This window comes from Profundibacter amoris, from assembly GCF_003544895.1.
Lineage (GTDB): Bacteria > Pseudomonadota > Alphaproteobacteria > Rhodobacterales > Rhodobacteraceae > Profundibacter > Profundibacter amoris.
Genome location: NZ_CP032125.1, coordinates 1,008,198 through 1,026,702, shown reverse-complemented (window position 1 = coordinate 1,026,702; position 18,505 = coordinate 1,008,198). Strand labels below are relative to the sequence as shown.

The 18,505-nt window shown below is 58.6% G+C and carries 16 protein-coding genes and 1 pseudogene; all 17 read right to left on the bottom strand.

All coding sequences use genetic code 11. From position 1 onward, the window contains the following. Positions 1–15: 15 nt before the first annotated feature. Positions 16–804, bottom strand: coding sequence for a crotonase/enoyl-CoA hydratase family protein (locus BAR1_RS05115; protein ID WP_118942020.1), 789 nt, complete (start codon positions 802–804; stop codon positions 16–18). Positions 805–807: 3 nt separating this feature from the next. After that, positions 808–1,665 (bottom strand): hydroxymethylglutaryl-CoA lyase, encoded by an 858-nt coding sequence (locus BAR1_RS05110; RefSeq protein WP_118942019.1) that lies wholly within the window; start codon positions 1,663–1,665, stop codon positions 808–810. A 3-nt stretch (positions 1,666–1,668) separates the two neighbouring features. Next, a complete protein-coding gene (locus BAR1_RS05105) occupies positions 1,669–2,331 on the bottom strand; it encodes a glutathione S-transferase family protein (RefSeq protein WP_118942018.1) in 663 nt (220 codons plus the stop codon). Between the two features lie 95 nt (positions 2,332–2,426). Next, the gene (locus BAR1_RS05100; RefSeq protein WP_118942017.1) at positions 2,427–4,364 is read right to left on the bottom strand and encodes an ATP-binding protein; all 1,938 of its coding nucleotides are present in this window, start codon (positions 4,362–4,364) and stop codon (positions 2,427–2,429) included. Then, positions 4,365–5,339: an NAD(P)H-dependent flavin oxidoreductase gene (locus BAR1_RS05095; RefSeq protein WP_118942016.1), complete on the bottom strand. Its 975-nt coding sequence runs from the start codon at positions 5,337–5,339 to the stop codon at positions 4,365–4,367. 65 nt (positions 5,340–5,404) lie between these two features. Continuing rightward, a complete protein-coding gene (locus tag BAR1_RS05090) occupies positions 5,405–7,015 on the bottom strand; it encodes a carboxyl transferase domain-containing protein (RefSeq protein ID WP_118942015.1) in 1,611 nt (536 codons plus the stop codon). Between the two features lie 3 nt (positions 7,016–7,018). Beyond that, complete coding sequence (locus BAR1_RS05085) at positions 7,019–8,326, bottom strand: restriction endonuclease (RefSeq protein ID WP_118942014.1); 1,308 nt, start codon at positions 8,324–8,326, stop codon at positions 7,019–7,021. Then, positions 8,326–8,511 carry a hypothetical protein gene (locus BAR1_RS05080; RefSeq protein WP_118942013.1) on the bottom strand — a complete coding sequence of 62 codons (186 nt, stop codon included), beginning with the start codon at positions 8,509–8,511 and terminating at the stop codon, positions 8,326–8,328. The genes BAR1_RS05085 and BAR1_RS05080 overlap by 1 nt, the downstream gene beginning before the upstream one ends. Positions 8,512–8,518: 7 nt before the next feature. Continuing rightward, positions 8,519–9,040: a lysozyme inhibitor LprI family protein gene (locus BAR1_RS05075; protein WP_228408750.1), complete on the bottom strand. Its 522-nt coding sequence runs from the start codon at positions 9,038–9,040 to the stop codon at positions 8,519–8,521. Beyond that, a complete protein-coding gene (locus tag BAR1_RS05070; RefSeq protein WP_118942012.1) occupies positions 9,037–9,522 on the bottom strand; it encodes a lysozyme inhibitor LprI family protein in 486 nt (161 codons plus the stop codon). The genes BAR1_RS05075 and BAR1_RS05070 overlap by 4 nt, the downstream gene beginning before the upstream one ends. A gap of 17 nt (positions 9,523–9,539) precedes the next feature. Further along, entirely contained in the window at positions 9,540–10,703 is a 1,164-nt protein-coding gene (locus BAR1_RS05065; protein ID WP_118942011.1) for an isovaleryl-CoA dehydrogenase, read from the bottom strand. Between the two features lie 151 nt (positions 10,704–10,854). After that, positions 10,855–11,685: pseudogene (locus BAR1_RS18385) on the bottom strand (DNA adenine methylase). Between the two features lie 135 nt (positions 11,686–11,820). After that, on the bottom strand, positions 11,821–12,015 hold the full coding sequence (locus BAR1_RS05055) for a hypothetical protein (protein WP_118942010.1): 195 nt from the start codon (positions 12,013–12,015) through the stop codon (positions 11,821–11,823). Beyond that, entirely contained in the window at positions 12,015–14,111 is a 2,097-nt protein-coding gene (locus BAR1_RS05050; RefSeq protein WP_162891676.1) for a hypothetical protein, read from the bottom strand. The genes BAR1_RS05055 and BAR1_RS05050 overlap by 1 nt, the downstream gene beginning before the upstream one ends. Before the next feature lie 72 nt (positions 14,112–14,183). Next, on the bottom strand, positions 14,184–17,513 hold the full coding sequence (gene gpJ, locus BAR1_RS05045; RefSeq protein WP_118942008.1) for a TipJ family phage tail tip protein: 3,330 nt from the start codon (positions 17,511–17,513) through the stop codon (positions 14,184–14,186). Then, on the bottom strand, positions 17,514–17,930 hold the full coding sequence (locus BAR1_RS05040; RefSeq protein WP_118942007.1) for a C40 family peptidase: 417 nt from the start codon (positions 17,928–17,930) through the stop codon (positions 17,514–17,516). Further along, positions 17,930–18,454 carry a hypothetical protein gene (locus tag BAR1_RS05035; protein ID WP_118942006.1) on the bottom strand — a complete coding sequence of 175 codons (525 nt, stop codon included), beginning with the start codon at positions 18,452–18,454 and terminating at the stop codon, positions 17,930–17,932. The genes BAR1_RS05040 and BAR1_RS05035 overlap by 1 nt, the downstream gene beginning before the upstream one ends. Positions 18,455–18,505 lie beyond the last annotated feature (51 nt).

Below are 18,505 nucleotides of genomic sequence, written 5' to 3'. Positions count from 1 at the left end.
CTCCGCTTAACAGCCCTACCCCTCAACCACCCAGGACGCCTTGCGCTTCTCGAAGAACGCCGCGATCCCCTCATGCGCTTCCTCCCCGTCCCAACGGGCCACCAGCGCATCAATGGTTTTGCCCACCACCTCGTCATCTATCCGCGGCCCCAATTCCCGCGCCATCTGCTTGGCCGCCGCCACAGCCCCCGGCGCACAGGCCAGATAGGGCAGCACCTCGGCCTCGACCGCCGCATCCAGATCATCCGGCGCAACCGCCCTGGCAATCACCCCCAGCGTCACCGCCTCCTCCGCATCAAACAGGCGCGACGACATGAACACGCGGCGCGCATTGGCCTCGCCCATCCGCGCCACAACATAGGGGCCGATGGTGGCCGGAATCAGCCCCAGCCGTGTTTCGGTCAACCCGAACCGCGCGCCCTCAACCCCGATCGCCACATCACAAACACAGGCCATGCCCACACCGCCGCCATAGGCCTGCCCGTTCAGCCGCCCGATCACCGGCTTTGGCATGGTGTTGATTGCGTTCAGCATCGCCGCCAGCTCCCGCGCGCCCTCGGCCCGCTCGGCGGGGGTCGCTTTCATCATCGCCCCCATCCACGCCAGATCGCCACCGGCACAAAAACTGCGGCCCGCGCCGGTCAGAACCACAACCCGCACAAAGGGATCATCGCCCAGTTGCGCAGCAACATCCGTCAATTCGGCAATCATCTGCGCCGATAACACATTGTGTTTGTCGGGCAGGTTCAAAGTCAGCACAGCCACCCCGCGCGCGTCGGTCTCTACCTTGATCGTTTCAAACATTGCTTATCCCTGTCGCATCTGCCGCGCCATTGCGGCCGCTTCTTCCAGCGTTTCACTGCACAATCCGGTTTCATAACCCAGCGCGGTAACATGTTCCTGCACCGCTTCGGTCGCCACGTTCCCTTCGGCGCCAGGCGCAAAGGGGCAGCCGCCCAATCCGCCAATCGCCGTATCAAACACCCGCAGGCCCAGCGCCAATGCGGCATCAATATTGGCAATCGCGTGTCCGTCGGTATTGTGGAAATGCCCCGCCAGCCGATGCGCCGGCACCTCTTTCAGAACCGCCAGCAACATCCGCGCCACCGTGTCGGGCGTGCCTTTGCCCAGCGTATCCCCCAGCGAAATCTCGTAACAACCCGCCGCGAACAGATCCGCCGCCACCTTGGCCACCGCCTCGGGCGCGACCGGCCCGTCATAGGGGCAGTCGGTGACACAGGACACATAACCGCGCACCGGAATATCCGCATGACGCGCGGCCTTCAGGATCGGCGCAAAGCGCTCGAAACTCTCGGCAATCGAGCAATTGATATTCTTCTGACTGAACCCCTCCGAGGCCGAGGCGAAAATCGCGATCTCGTCCACACCGGCGGCCACCGCGGCCTCGTAGCCCTTCATGTTGGGCGTCAGCGCGGTATAGGCCACCCCGTCGGCCTTGATGATCCCTTGCAGCACCTCGGCCCCGTCCGCCATCTGCGGCACCGCCTTTGGCGAAACAAAACTGGTCACCTCGATATGTCGAAACCCCGCCTCGGACAGTTTATCGACCAGCGCGATCTTCTCGGCGGCCGAAATGGCACGCGGCTCGTTCTGAAGGCCGTCACGCGGCCCCACCTCGAATATTTCAACGAAATTTCTGGCCATCAATCAACCCTCCTCAGGTGGTGCATAAAACGCGTCTCTGTAAATCACCGTATCACCATCACGCGCCTTGGCCAGCGCAAAAGCATCGCGTGCGACCAATCGCTGAAAATATCTATCCAGCGCGGGCAATAAATCCTCCGGCACGAAATGCCGTGCGATCATCACACCATAGCCGACATTCACATCCACCGCCGAAAACCCGCTGCCCAGCAGATAGTCCTGCCCCTGCACCGCACGGTCCACCACCTCCAGCGCCTTTTCCAGCCGCTTGGCCTCGAGCCGCATCACGGTGGGCGAGCGCATGGCCGGATCACGCAAAGCAATATGATGCTGGGTCAGGTTCGCCAGATGCTGGCCAATGGTTTCGGCAAAATGCAACCACTGCAACCAGTCCGCCCGCTCGTCATGCCCCACATCCCGGCCCAAGCCGCACTCGGGCCGCGTTTCCACCAGATATTCGGTGATCGCGCCTGATTCAAACAACACCCGCCCGTCAATCTCCAGCGCCGGCACCCGCGCGGCAGGGGACAAGGCCCTGAATTCAGGCCCGCGCATGGATTTGTCAAAGAAATTCCACTGCCGAACCTCGAATTCCAGCCCCATTTCCTGCAACAGCCAAAGGGTGCGAAAACTGCGCGCTTGCGCCACATGATGCAAAATGATCATCGCCTGTCCTTCTTCTTGCCCTAAATACCTGCGCCGCAGGCATCCCGAGGCCCCCTTGTGGGGCCGAGACATAAAGCGGCCCGCAAGGGCCTCTATCAACCAGCCTCTTCCAAACGGATAAAGGCCGCACCGGCCTCGACCTGCGCCCCCTCGACCACCAGCACTTCAGCCACCACACCATCGCGCACGGCCAACAACGCATGTTCCATCTTCATCGCTTCCAGAATGGCCAACCGGTCGCCCTCGGCCACCACCTGCCCCGCTTTGGCAAAGACCCCCTTCACCAATCCGGGCATCGGCGCCTCGATCAAATTGCCATCCCCCGCATGGCTGGCATCGGCCTGTAGCGGATCCACCACGTCGAAATGGAACCCGTGGCCCGCAAACACACTCACCGATGCCCCCAAAGGCACCACATGCGCCGCCACCGATTTGCCATCCACCAACCAGTGAACGCCCCACTCCACCTTATGCGCCACGCCATCCACAAGCACATTAAACCGCCCGCCGCCCAGCGCCGAGACCTTCACCTCATGTTCAACCTCTCCGGCAACCAGCCGCACCGACTGCACCAGCGGATCCCACAGGGCAAACCCCGTTTCCTCGGGCACCTCCCCATGCAACCCCAGCGCGCCCAAAGCGGCCAGCGCCACCACCGCGCCCGAGGCCACCGGTTCCACCACCAGCGCCTCCAGATCCCGCGCGATCAGGCCGGTGTCCACATCCCCCGCCGCGAACCCCCGATGCACGGCCAAAGCCCGCAGAAACGCCAGATTGGTCACCGATCCGGCCACCTCGGTCAGCTCCAGCACCCGCGCCAGTTTGCCCAGCGCCTCGGCGCGGGTTTTGCCATGCACGGTCAGTTTGGCAATCATCGGATCATAAAACGGCGAAATCACATCGCCCGCCCGCACGCCGCTATCGGCCCGTGCGGCGGGTGGAAACTCCAGATGCGTCAGCGTGCCGGTCGCGGGCAAAAACCCCGCCGGCACATCCTCGGCATAAAGCCGCGCCTCGAAGGCATGGCCATTGATCCGCAAATCATCCTGCGACCGTGGCAGCGCCTCGCCCGAGGCCACCCGCAACTGCCACTCCACCAGATCCTCGCCGGTGATCGCCTCGGTTACCGGATGTTCGACCTGAAGCCGCGTGTTCATTTCCATGAACCAGAAGCCGGCGGGGCGCAAACCACCCGCGCCATCGACGATAAATTCCACCGTCCCCGCACCGGAATAGCCAATCGCCTCGGCCGCTTTCACAGCCGCCGCCCCCATTGCCGCGCGCACCGCTTCGGTCATACCGGGGGCCGGCGCCTCCTCGATCACCTTCTGGTGGCGCCGTTGCAGGGAACAATCGCGCTCGAACAGATGCACCGCGCGGGTGCCATCGCCAAACACCTGCACCTCGATATGGCGCGGGCGCTGGATGTATTTCTCGATCAACACCGCATCATTGCCAAAGCCGTTCAGCGCCTCGGCTTTGGCCGCTGCCAGCGCATCGGCAAATTCCGCAGCCGCCTCGACCAGCCGCATCCCCTTGCCGCCACCACCGGCCACGGCCTTGATCAACACCGGATAGCCGATCTTGGCCGCCTCCGCCGCCAACAGCGCCGGATCCTGATCGGCCCCGTGATAGCCGGGCACTACCGGCACGCCGGCCTTTTCCATCAGAACCTTGGCCGCATCCTTCAACCCCATCGCGCGGATCGCACTGGCTGACGGCCCGATAAACACCAGCCCCGCCGCCTGAACCGCCTCGACAAAATCGGGGTTCTCGGACAAAAAGCCATACCCCGGATGGATCGCCTGCGCGCCGGTTTCCAGCGCCGCCGCAATCATCACATCCCCGCGCAGATAACTGTCCGCAGGGGCCGAGCCACCGATATGCACCGCCTGATCCGCCATTGCCACATGTTTGGCCTGCGCATCGGCATCCGAATACACCGCCACCGTCGCCACACCCATCCGGATGGCGGTCTGCATCACCCGACAGGCAATCTCGCCCCGGTTCGCGATCAGTATCTTGCTAAACATCTATTCCTCCAACCGTGACACGGCCCCGCGCAACAACGCCTCGGCCTCCGTCACCATGCTTTCAATTATTTCTGCCGCCGGTTCGCACCCGTGAATCAATCCCGCCACTTCCCCGACAAAGGTATTGGCCACGGCGACGTCTCCGGCCTCCCAAGCCGCCGACCACCGCGCCGCCTCGACTTCCGCCACCCCTAACAGCCCGTCCAGATCCCCGTGCCAGCGATCCGTAAACGCATTCTTCAACACCCGCGCTGTATTGCGTTCAGGCCAGTTCAGCCCCCGCGCCACATCCATCACCGTCGAGCGGATCGTATCATCCCCCGTCGCCGCAATCGCCGCCTTTACCATCTCGGGATGCGCCAGACTCTCGGCGCTGGCCCACAGGCGCGAGCCAACCAGAACCCCGTCCGCCCCTAACATCAGGCTGGCCGCCAAACCGCGCCCGTCCGCAATACCACCCGCCGCCAGCAGCAACACATCCGGCGCATGGGTCGCCAGCCAGTCTGCCACTTCAGGAACCAACGTCATCGTCGCGCGTTTCTCGCCATGCCCCCCCGCCTCGGCCCCTTGCGCTATAATCACATCCGCCCCGACATTTGCCGCATGTTGCGCATCGCGCAAAGTCTGCACCTGACAGATCAGCGGCACCCCTGCCGCCGCAATTTCGACCGCAAACCGCGCCGGATCACCAAATGACAAAAACAACGCCGCCGGCGCGCGCTCCAGAACCCGCGTCAACAGATCAGGGTTTTCGGCCAGCTTCCATGTAATAAACCCGCAGCCAACCCGCGCCCCACCGGCGTCCTCAAACGCCTGTATAGTCCAATCGGTATCGCCATAGGCCCCGCCAATAAACCCCAGTCCACCCGCCTTGCTCACAGCCGCCGCCAAAGCCCCGCCCGAGGCAAGCGCCATTGGCGCTGACAGGATCGGGTGGGTCAGATCAAACAGTTGCGTCAATCGTGTCTTGATCATTACTGTTCCTCAAATATCCCCGCCGGAGGCATCGGGCCCCCGACAAACAGCCATACGCCCGAAAATCACATCCGGAACAGTCCGAACCTCGTCTCTTCAATCGGCGCATTCAGCGCGGCCCGCAGGCTCAGCCACAACACATCCCGCGTTTTGCGCGGATCAATCACCCCGTCATCCCACAGACGTGCCGAGGCATAGAGCGGGTGCGACTGCTCCTCGAACATATCAATCGTCGGCTGCTTGAAAGCGGCTTCTTCCTCGGCGGACCATTCGCCACCACCCCGTTCAATCGCATCACGTTTCACAGTGGCCAGAACCCCCGCCGCCTGCTCACCTCCCATCACTGAAATCCGGCTGTTGGGCCAGGACCACATGAACCGTGGCTGATACGCCCGACCGGCCATGCCGTAATTGCCAGCGCCAAAACTGCCGCCGATCACCATCGTTACCTTGGGCACATTGGTGGTGGCTACCGCTGTCACCAGCTTGGCCCCGTGCCGCGCGATGCCCTCGTTTTCATATTTCCGGCCCACCATGAAACCGGTGATATTTTGCAGGAAAATCAGCGGGATATTCCGCTGGCTGCACAGTTCGACAAAATGCGCGCCCTTCTGGGCGGCTTCGGAAAACAGCACGCCGTTGTTGGCGATGATCCCGACGGGAATGCCCTTCAGATGGGCAAACCCTGTCACCAGCGTTTCGCCGAACCGTGCCTTGAATTCGTCAAACCGGCTGCCATCCACCACCCGCGCGATCACCTCGCGAATGTCATAGGGCGTGCGCAAATCGGCCGGCACCACCCCCAACAGTTCCTCGGGGTCATAGGCCGGCTCCTCGGGTGCAACCATCCGTAGGGCGGGGTTCACCCCGCCGCCACCGTTCAGATTGCGCACAGCATCCCGCGCCAGTGCCAGCGCGTGGGTATCATCCTCAGCAAGATAGTCCGCAACACCGGACAGGCGCGTATGCACATCCCCGCCGCCCAGATCCTCGGCCGTGACCACCTCGCCGGTGGCTGCCTTGACCAGTGGTGGCCCCGCCAGAAAGATCGTGCCTTGTTCCTTGACGATAATCGACACATCCGACATCGCCGGCACATAGGCCCCGCCCGCCGTGCAAGACCCCATCACCACGGCGATCTGGGCAATGCCCTTGGCCGACATCCGCGCCTGATTATAGAAAATCCGCCCGAAATGGTCGCGGTCGGGGAACACTTCGTCCTGATTGGGCAGGTTCGCCCCGCCGCTGTCCACTAGATAGACGCAGGGCAGATTGCATTCTTCGGCAATCTCTTGTGCACGCAGGTGCTTTTTTACCGTCATCGGATAATAGGTGCCGCCCTTGACGGTGGCGTCATTGCACACGACCATGACGTCACGCCCGTGCACCTGCCCGACACCGGCGATCACACCGGCACAGGGGGCCGCGCCGCCATACATGCCATGCGCCGCCGTTGCGCCGATTTCCAGAAAAGGCGATCCCGCATCCAGCAGGTTCGCCACCCGTTCCCGCGGCAACATCTTGCCCCGCGACAGATGCCGGTCCCGCGACCGTTCGCCACCGCCCGCCGCCGCCAAAGCCGCCGCCTCGTTGATCACCGCCAAAGCCTCGAGATGCCCCTTGCGGTTGGCCTGGAATGTTTCGGAGGATGGGATGGATTGTGATAAAAGTTTCATATTTTAATCCCCCCTCTCTGGACGCCACCGGTGTGCTCGACGAAAACCCTGTTTCTCTGCTTCATCTGTCGTCCATGCATAAAATTCACCCTCTTCAGGTTCGATAACAGTTCGGTCATATTGCTGATCGAATGGTAGGTGGTAAACACGTTCACCATTCCTTTTTGAAATATTGCACTTGATTATTGGGTAGTCGCCAAAAGGAACACTTTCGCGCACCTCCACTTTCAACAGTGCAGCAAACTCTTTAGCCCTTTCACTTAGAACCGTCGAGGTTACAAATACTGGGCGAATATCTGAAAGCTGGGTGAATGTCTCAAATAACGGCAAGCTTTCCCCATTTGAATTCGTGCGTGCGATATGTTCAACAACGGTGCCAAATAATTGGAATATGTGTTTTTCATGGATGGTCTTTTCCTTTGCCCAGTATTTACACTGGACAATCATAGTCTCTCCACTCTTCCGAACAATCAAATCACGTCCAAGATCGTCCAATCCTTTTATGGCACCGAAATATTCAACACGATTGCCCTGTTCTTCGTATAAATAACCAATGTATCGCTCATACATCCGGCCAATTTCCCAATTGGACTTTCGTTTACTCTTCCATCTATCGAGCGCCAACTGGTTTCTTTCAGCTGTGGAAAATGCAGCATATTCCTGTTGAGATAGCATATTGCGAACAGGATCATCATTCTGACTTTCAAGCGGCGGTGAAACAATAGCTTCTTGCGCATTTAGGAACTCTTCCAAAGAGTCGCCGGTCACGTCCATAATCCAAGGAAAGTATTTTTCATAAAAATCAATTCGATACTTTAGACTGCGAAACCTTTTTTCCGCGTTTGATGCTCTTCGCGTGGCTTCCTTTATCTTTTCAACTGCCTTTGGTGCCGGCCTTTTCTTACTTAACAGTAAGGCAGCATCCATTTTACCCAAGTAGTCTTGATAATCAGAAAAGGCAGTTGCCAGCCACGGGAAGTGGCTGTTCTTTTCTTCAATTATTGCGAGTAACCCACGTTGGCGTTCACTTAACTTTGTTAAGTTCGCGGTAGTTTTGTGATTAATATCTGCGAGCCTTTTTGTCTCTACTTTTAGTTCTCTAATTCTCTTGATGTGTTTTTCCTGCGTCTTCCGGTTATGTTCATTTTGGGCTGAATTTAATCTTTCAATTTCTTTTTGCGAAGTCTTACGTTGATATTCATTTCTTTTCTCTAAATCATCAATCTTGGCTCTTTTCGCCCCATTCATAGACCACAGAACTGCCAACGTAATGCCACCAATGATTATAATTATTGGGGCAATTTCCTCCATCACCCCATCGCCCCCATCAACTTGCGCCCAATCAGCATCTGCCTAATCTTGCTAATGCCCGCCTCGATCTCCATCGATTTCGCACCGCACATCAGCGGCGAAACCGTATTTTCGCTCGTATACCCTTCGCCGTTGGTCCGGAATGTTTCGGAGGACGGCAAAGCCGTGCTGTTCAGTTTCGCCATTATACCCTCAATAATCCGTCAGCATCTGTTGCAGGAACAGCGCCAGTTTGCCCGTCATCACCATATGGCAGCCCTGCACCGCCGGCCCTGTGCCGCTCCCGCCACCCCATTGCGCGCCGATATAGTTACAACGGGCATCGCGATAGGCGATCCATTTGCGCTGCATGTCCAGCAAAGCCGGTGACTGTTTTGGCGCGGCCGACCCCAGATCGGCCATTTCCTTGTCCTCGGCCTTTTCCCGCGCCATCAATTCGGCATAGGCCGCGTTCAAACGCTGATCCCACGCCTCAAGCTCGGCCCCCATGCAGGCGACCATTCCGGCAGTGCTTTGCCCGCCATTCGTGCGCTCCATGCATAGGTTGGCAGATACCCCGATGCATTGCTCTGTATTCCCCTCGTGTCCGCTGTCGGCAATACAGGCATCCGTCGCCTGCATTGAAAACACCAGTTCCTGCGCTGCCACAGCCCCTGCCTCCGGCAACATGGCCAACAAAGCATATGCCGCGTATTTCAAACAAGTCCGTTTCATCCCTCGACCTCGCGCATTTGTTTCAACCCGATCGTGCGTTCTGCCGTCATCTGCATAAAACAGCCCGCGCCATATAATTGCCGGATGCTCCCCGACCCGCCAATCGCATATTGCAGATCACAGGAAGCATCCCGATACACCAGCCACGCCCGCTGCGCCTTTTTCAGCGCATCGGCACGGTTGGCGAATTCGGGGAATATCTCGGCCTCATCCTTGTCCAGCGCCTTCATATAGGTCATCGTCTGGCGGTATTCGTCATTCAGTAACCCGTCCCAGACCTCGGTCTCGGACGCGGTGCAGGTCGCCATGCCATATGTGGTTTCGCCCTGCTCCTCCCGCGCCATGCAGTTGCCCGACATCGCGCCGATGCAGTCTTTCAGTGCCGCAGCATCCGCAGCCTGCGCATAGCATTGGGTCAGCAAGGGGCCATAGCGTTCAACCATGCCATCCTCGGCCCAAAGCGGGGAGGCAAGAATACTCATTACAAATACAGTTATCTTCACTTCATCGCTCCCATCAATTCCCGCCCGATCAACATCCGGCGGATTTCACTTGTCCCCGCGCCGATCTCCATCAGTTTGGCGTCCCGCATCAGGCGACTAACGGTGCTTTCGTTCATATACCCCGTGCCGCCCATCGCCTGCACGGCCTGATGCGCCTGCATCATCGCCTGCTCACTCGCATAGAGCACACAGGCCGCCGCGTCCTGACGGGTGACCTCACCGCGATCACAGGCCTTGGCCACCTCGTAGGTATAGGCGCGGGCCGAATTCATCGCCGTATACATATCGGCCACCTTGGCCTGCATCAGCTGGAAATTCCCGATCGGCTGGCCGAACTGTTTGCGCTCGGCGATATAGGGCATCACCTCGTCCATGCAGGCAGCCATGATGCCGGTGCCGATGCCCGACAAAACCACGCGCTCGTAATCCAGACCGGACATCAGCACGGCCACTCCGCGCCCCTCCTCGCCCAATACGTTTTCGAACGGCACCTCGACGTTATCGAAAATCAGCTCGGCAGTGTTGGAACCACGCATCCCCATCTTGTCGAAATGCGGGCTGGTGGAAAAGCCTTTCACGTCGGTTTCCACAATAAACGCCGTGATACCGCGCGCGCCGGCCTCGGGATCGGTCTTGGCGTAAACCACGATGGTGTCGGCATCCGGCCCGTTGGTGATCCAGTATTTTGTGCCCGACAGGGTGTAATAGCCGTTCTTTTTCTCGGCCTTTAGCTTCATCGAAACCACGTCCGAACCTGCGCCCGCCTCGCTCATCGCCAATGCGCCGATATGCTCGCCCGAGATCAGCTTGGGCAGATATTTCATCTTCTGCTCTTCGGTGCCGTTGCGCTTGATCTGGTTCACGCACAGATTGGAATGTGCGCCATAAGACAGCGCCACCGAGGCCGATGCACGCGCAATCTCCTCGACCGCCACAACATGCGCGAGGTAAGACATATCCGCCCCGCCGTATCTTTCCGGCGTGGTCACCCCCAGCAGGCCCATTTCGCCAAACTCGCGCCATAGGTCATTGGGGAATTCGTTCTTTTCGTCCACCTCGGCGGCAATCGGTTTGATCCGGTCCTGTGCCCAGCGATGCACCATGTCGCGGATGGCGTTAACATCTTCACCCAAATCGAAATTCATCACAGCATTGAACATGGTGGCCTCGCTTGCATTATTGAACGGTTGTTCAATTAATAGCGACAAGCAGGATTCGGGTCAATGGGGCGTTGCGGTGATGTGACTGTAGCCCGCCACACATTTTTACAGTGTTTGCCAGAGATATTTACAGCAGAAGGTTTTTGCTGATTTAGGGGGATGGGTCGTATTTATCAGATAAATCATAGTTCGCAATCAAGACCTCTCCGCGCTCGCCCCTCGCCTCGCTTTTGGCGGCGATGGTGTAGGTGGTTTTAATCGGGGCGATATGGAATCTGCCAAAGGTTTCACGCACCCCTTCAACGTCGTTTAAAGACATGATGAACCGGCCTTTAATGCCCCCTAAAACCTCCGCCAAACGGGCGAAATCGGCGCGGCAGAACACCTGCTTTCCGTAGTCGCTCTCGCAGCCCCAGTAGGGCGGGTCGAGATAGAACAGCGTCTAACGGCTGTCGTAACGGGGAATGAACGCGCCGTAATCCAGACACTCGATCACCACCCCGGACAGGCGGCTGTGCAGATCCTCGAGCATTGGTTCCAGCGTCGTCAGGTTGAACCTTGCAGGACGGTCCTTGGACACACCGAAATTGCGGCCCGATACCTTGCCGCCAAACGCCGTGCGCTGCAGATAAAGGAACCTTGCCGCCCGTTCCAGATCGGTCAAGGTAGCAGGATCGGTATCAATCAGGCGCAGAAACTCGGTGCGGGTAGTCAGCTGGAAGCGCAGGTGGTCCAGAAACTGCGGGTAATGACGCTGCAATATCCGGAACAGATTGGCCACATCGCGGCTGTAGTCATTGATGATCTCGGCGCGGGGCTGACGGGTGCGGCGCAAAAAAATGCCACCCATGCCGACAAACGGTTCGGCATAGGTGTGGTGATTGTCAGCGTCGATCAGGGCGCAAATGCGCGTCGCCAGATTGCGCTTGCCGCCCTGATACGGGGCGACAGGTGCGGTTTTCGGGATATGTCGTTCAGGCATAATTAAGAGAATCACTTCATTAGATGGCTGCCCCTGACGGGGTCAGAAGCGGCCTTGAACTGTTCGGGGTCGGCGGGGGTTTGTGGTAAATAATGCCCCGTGTCGGAGGGTGTTAGTGCACCCTCTGGCCTTCTGCTATGTGCTCTCGTGGCTGTCAGGTTGCAGGGCCTTCAGCTCCGCCCTGACCTCGGCCAATGCTTCCTGCATCTCGAGAATGCCGCGCTGCAGGGCTGCGTTTGCAGCTTCGGCATTAACCAGCCGGTCAGCCATATCATTGCGCTGCTTAACCAGCACCTCGATGTAGTCCTGCGGGGTTGTTTGAATGTCCATCATACTGCCGTCATCGATATTTTGTATTCGGTTCCGTCATTGCCTTTGAAGCGCAATTCCCCGGCTCCTCCTCCCAAATCATGCGCCCAGACGTTAAAATCCCCCAAGGCCGGAACCCCGGGGGCCGATGTGGGCGGAGAGAGTTGCAGGTGCTGATCCCCGAATTTCACCTGATACGGGGCGGTGGAAATAACACCCTTGCCGATCACCGTGGAATAGGCGTGGTTGGCTTCGGATGCGTGGCCCAGTACCGTCCCCGCCAAACCAGTCGACTTGGAAAACGAGCCGATGCAGACGCCCCAGCTATTCGTTACATTCACAGACGCGCCAACACCGACCACATTGTCCTTGGTGATGACAAGATTGGCACCGACGCCAGAAATACCGGACATTGCGGAAAGGTCTACATTGGAGCTGATCACAACACTGTTCGGCCCAGCCTTTGTCAGGTATCCCCCCGCAAATCCAGATACGTCAGCCTGTGCTGAACGGCCAACGGCAGTGGAATTTACACCGACTGTTTTGGCTCCGGCCCCAACAGCTGTCGAGGCCGCGTGAAGGGCCTTTGCTACCGGACCAACAGCTGTTGCCCCGTTCGCCGAGGCCAGTGATCCATCCCCCGCAGCCATCGCCCGCTCATTTCCGATTGTGCCTTCGCGAGAACCGCCCAGAACACCACCCGGATCATGGCTTGCGGACCATCCGGTATTTGCAGTTATGCGACCGGAAATGCGCTTGGCCCCGACCTCGGCAGCAGCGCTGACCTCGGCCTCGATCGTGCCCCAGGGCGTCACTGCGATCCGTGAAATATCATTCGAGTTTCCGGATGTAGGCACAGTGGACGGGCCGCCCGCCCAGACCTGCCCGCCAGACAATCCATCCGAAGCAAACACTGCCAGCGGGTTATAACTGTCCGCCACATGGTTGTGATTATACCCGAGATAAACAATCCCAGTCCGGGGATCACGGGCATGGCACAGACCAAAGCCCAGCGTTCCTCCCCGTCCTCCCGGCCATTCCCAAATCCAGTGCACCTGCATATCCGCCGGAGTTGCTCCGCGCTGAATACCCCATATCCCCTGTTCCGGGGCGTCGGAGGCCAGAACAATGCCATTATCCGTGGGGACAATGCAGGTCGGCTGGCCCTCGCTACGAACGGCCCCGAGAGGGCCTTTTTCGATACGGGTCCAACCGGCAGGTGATGCGAAAGGATCTGCATTCCAGTATATTCCCATGCTCGAGGTGTGTCCCTCGATCACAAAAAACACATCCTGCCATTTGTCGTAACAACACCCGTGGATATGTGTGTCCCCGAATCCGGAGGGATAGAGTGATGCAGCATCATAAACGGCCTGCCATGTTGCCCCGGAATCCTGTGTTGCCCAGACCTTTTGCGAATTTTCCCAGCCAGCAGCCGGACCGCCGGTTGCATATTCACCGACAATCATACGGACCCCGTCACTGCCAGCGGTGGAATATGGCAGATACACGGCTGTGCCGCCTGTTACAGAGGCCTTTGATGTCCATGTAACGGCTCCGGCGCCCCATCCGCTTGATTTTTGGATGGAAGTTGATGTTACAGCAACAACCTCGCCGTCGGCCATCGGTTCCAGTGCAACAATCTCGGAGGAGTCAGGTGCGAGACAAACTTCAACCCACGCCGACGCCTCGCCGCTTTTGGAATAGATGCGTCCGCCGAAATATCCGTATAGTAACCCCCCGAAACTGGTAATGATTGCCGGGGCATTGGCGCTTTGAACCCGTGCCTCGTAAACAGGCGATTGCAACTGCCCAAAGCCCGTGTGAGGCGAGGGCACATAATATAGGGCGATGCCCCCGATCGTTTTCAGATCATAATCGATTGCATTGGCCGGAGCGACTTCGAACAGTTTTCCGTCACGGCTCTGAAGCCTGTCTCCGGCGGCAACATGGTTGGATGATCCGGGCAGATAGCTCATCGAAGCGTCGGCCTGCAGCTTTGACTGCGTGTCAAACGATCGGCTTGGGGATAGCGCCGCAAAGGATGGATCGGCCTTCATGGTAGACGCAATATTCGCCACAGGCACAAGCCCCGTTGTGGCCGCGTCATTTCCCACCAGACTATCGAAGGAAGATAAACTCGGTAGATCGTTTGTTTTTACGCCGTTTTGTGCCATAACCAGATTGTCCTATTTTATCTGCGTCGTTACAGGTGCCGATAATGGACCGGGAATGACCTCCAAAAAGCCCCCAAGGGTTTGGGGTTCGAGGTAGTAGTCATACAAACCGGCTGGAATTGATTCCGGGGTCTCCATGAAAATCACCACATCATCAACCGTCCCGTCAAAGTCTGTCGAGGCCACCAGTTCGAACGTGTTGTTGCCACTTGCCGCAGTCAAACGATCCAGCGCCAAACCGTCCGAAACAACGGCATTTCCGGCCACCACCAGACCGCCTGAAAGCTGCGGCGTTATCGATCCCGCAGTGCGTCCGCTAACGGTCAGTGCGATCCTGTAATCCTGACCGGCTACCAGATTGACCGGCTGGGACAGATTGTCGGCGGAACCGGCGCTGTGGGTCGCACTGCCTCCGGACAGGGTCCAGTTCGGACCGGCGGTCCAGGCAGTCGCCAGCGTGAAATCTCCATCTTCCAGTAAATTCACCCGCGTGCCATCACCATCAATATAGACCGCCGTCGTCGAGGCCGTGACTGTGAACGGTTCACCCACAGCATGCTGGACCTTGTCCAGTGCAGTACCGGACGGGGCGCGGTACAGCTGGATTTGGGATGGCGGGTTGACGGAACTGATTGCAACAGTGACGGCGGCATAACCCAATGCCCCCCGAATTACGATGGAACTGGTAGGCATAAATCCGGGGATGATCGGATCACTGGAACCTATCAAAACCTGAACAACAGGCGTATACGGACCCTGCTGTCCATCCTCGGAAATTGCCAATGCGCGCAGATCGACTGCATCTCCGTTCGAGTAATTATCAATCAACGCACCACCATCTGCCACCGGAACCTCGATCGCTGTCCATGTCGACCCGCCGCCTAGTCTGTGTTCAATTCGCAGCTTGCTGACAACCGCTGTCGAGCCGGACACCGGCGCAACAAGAACGCGGATATGATCTGCGTTACCTGTCCCGTTGATCCCCGTGGCAATCATCGTGAATTCAGGAGCAGAGGGCGGTGGCGGTGGAGCCGCCGGTATCAGAACTCCACCGACGCGGCCACTCCATTCAGGCGTGGTTTCGGCATCTACCAGCGCCTCGATCTCCGGCGCTGCAGCCACCATATTCAGGATGCTGGAGAAATTCTCGCCGGCCTCGACCCCCTTCACCTTCAGGGCGATGCTCTCGGTCGCCTTGACCCCGAAATGAACCAGATCACCGACCTGCGGTCCGCTTTCGCCCGCCGGCAGTCGCAGCACCGAGGTTTCACCGGGTGAAGCGACAACATCACGCACAACAGACTGTCCAATCGTATCGCCCGGGGCAAAAGTGCGGAACCGTATTGCATAGGGCTTGTCAGCCTCGATCAAGACCTCTTCATCCAGCACGATGCTGTCACCCGTCACATCCACCACCCGCGCGGCAACCTGACTGCGCTCCAGCACATCAAAGCTGCCCATGATTGTGTCGCCGCGCGTGGCCACCCGAATAGCCCCGTCCTGTGTGGCCGTGAATACGTCCGGTCGGTGCATCAGCTCGTACATCCGTCGGCGGCCCTCGATCCAGATTTCGTCCGGATCGGTTTTGCCGGGCAAGTTGAGGGCCTCGGTAAGGGTGATGTCACCGGTGTAGCCCGGCCACGGTATGATCCGCTCCGCCTCCTGATAACCATTGGTCTCATCAAAGAATTTCACGCGAAAAGCATGGGGCGGGTTGAAATACTGGCGGCTCCATGTGAACTCGGCCGAGTTGCGCGGATTGATGTGATCCACAATCAAATCGTCCGGTCGATCCACAACAACACCCCACTTCAATCCATCGTGGCGCGGTGTGGCGCGACCTGCAGCACAAATCTTCAACAGCATGTCTGCAAGTGTTTCGGATGACCCGTGTACGTTGTCATATTTCAGACCCTTGGTCGCGCAAAACTCATACCAGCGGCCAATCATATCCCAATCTATTTCGCCGACGGGGACAGGATAGGGATTTGATGGCCCTGTCAGGGCCTGAACATATGAACTTGCCGGATTTCTGGACAGACCATCCGACCAGCCGGTTCCGGTCCACACAGGGGCATAACGTTCAACGACAGCATTGAAATTATCCAGTGCGCCATTCAGCTGATAGGTCGCCCGGATGCGCATCGCGACAAGAGCCAGAGGCTTGTCGAAGTTGACCGGATACTCGGGCCTGATCGATTGCAGGGCTGAAATATAGGAACGGTCGGAGCGACTGGTCGAGGTCGACTCCCCGGTCAATCTTGTGACCTCGATTTGCCAGCGCCCGCGCGAGGGTAGTTTCCATGTGTGCTGCCGAAAGAACCCGGACCTCTCCTTGGCGGATATTTTCAGGGTCTCGACATCGATCCAGTTCACGGCACCGGCCAGACGCTGCCGGATTCTGATTTCAACAGTGGCGTAATACAGATTTCCCTTGCCATTGACTGCGAACAGGCCTGACGGAAACCCCAGAATGATCGAGGCCGTTTCGGTATCAACTGCGGTGTATCGGCGGATCGGGGTTTCTGTCGGGGTGCTGCCGTGAATAATTTCCCCCGCATCATCACGGGGATACGGGCGGGTCAACTCGATACTGGTCGGGTCTTCCAGAACCTGATTTGGGTACAGGGTTATGGGGGCATCCCCGTCCACCCCCTCCCGCACCTCTATATCCACATCCCTGTAATCATCGATCGAGGTTTCGCCCAGCTTGAAATCGCTCAATTTCAGACGCCCGTAACCAAAGCAAAAGAGCGCTCTTACATACTGCTGATCGCCAATAATCTCGGTGTAGGACATCGCGCCGAACGGTGGCGCAAAACGGTGTTTTCCCAGCACCAGCGGCACAGGCTCATCCCGCCGCAACTGGTTCTGCAGGCCGGAGATCGAATAGGTGTTCTTCTTGCTGATCTCGTCGGGCGTCGGCACCGGTATCAGCGCATTCAGCAGCATCAGCCCGACCACATTCAGCCCCGCCGCAATCAGGCTGACCCCCAACTCGCTGGTGACCCCGAAATATGCCGCAACCGTCGGAGCAAATGCAAGCGCGACAACCGAAATTACAACGGTCAGGATTTGCCGCAGGGCAGACTTTCCGGGAATCAGCCGGATGATAACGCGCACCCCTTCACGCGGGCGTGTGCAGCGCCAGAACCGCTGCTCGATGACCTGCGCACCCTTGGCCGTGACCAAACAGACACGCAGGTTCTTTTGGTCCTGCCCGGACATTGAAGGGAAGGACTGCTTCACCATTTCCAGCAAGGTCAACCCTTCCGGCATGGCCGCATTGATGCGGCCCTGGGCGGGATCCAGCAGGGGCATCGCGGTTAGTTCAATGCTCATTCAATCCTCCTTTAACCGGGTGTGAACATGGCGATAAAACCCGACCAGACGTGCCTGCCAGCGGGGATCGTCTACGCTCTCGACCTTTGCCGCATCATCCGACTGGATATGTAACATCCGGTAGTCGTCAATCACGATGGCCACATGGGTTGATAGCCGTCCGTGGCGGTACAGGATCAGATCAAACGGGCGGGGTGTTGAGACTTGTTGCCAAGTCTGCATCCGGTTGCGTGTATCCAGCAGAGCGGCCACCTCTGCGGCCTCCTCGGCGCTGGAATAGGCCCCGGTATAGGATGGCAGCGCAATACCCAGTTCCCGGGCATAAACCAGCCGCGCAAGACCCCAGCAGTCGCATCCGTCAAATCCGCGTCCGCGATCCAGATAGGGGATGCCGATATATTTATCCGACCACGCCATCAGCGGAACAGTCCCGGAAACCGGTCTTTGGTAAAACGATCCATCGGCACGGATTCCTCTTCGATCGGGGCGCGGGAAATGGACAAGGAAACCTCCCCCGCATTGCCATCCACGCCGATCACATTCAGGTTGCGATACTCCGCCTCGACCAGATCAGGTGACGAGGCCAGCACCACGGCCATATGCACAACTGGGCGGTCGGTAAAACTGCGCAGCAAGGCCGCGATTTCATTGTCCACGTTTTCCAGCACGATTGTCGCGGCTGCCGGCGCATCCTCGAGGTCGGATGGGAACTCGGCAGAGGCCAGAATGAACAGATAGGGATCGGTGACAGGGTCTGCCCCGGACCAGCTCGAGCGGGTGCCATAGAGCAACGGGTCTATCGACAGCCGTTCGGTCGGGTCGGTCGACAGGCGCACCGGCTTTGGCAATTCCGGGTGCTCGAACGTCAGCAATACGATCTCGACCTCGTCGCAGTTGGCGGCATCCATAGCCGCGCGGGCATTCAGGGAGACACGTCTCATGGCAGCACCGTCACAGTGAGAGGTGGTCGCAAGATTTCGGACCAGTGTTTA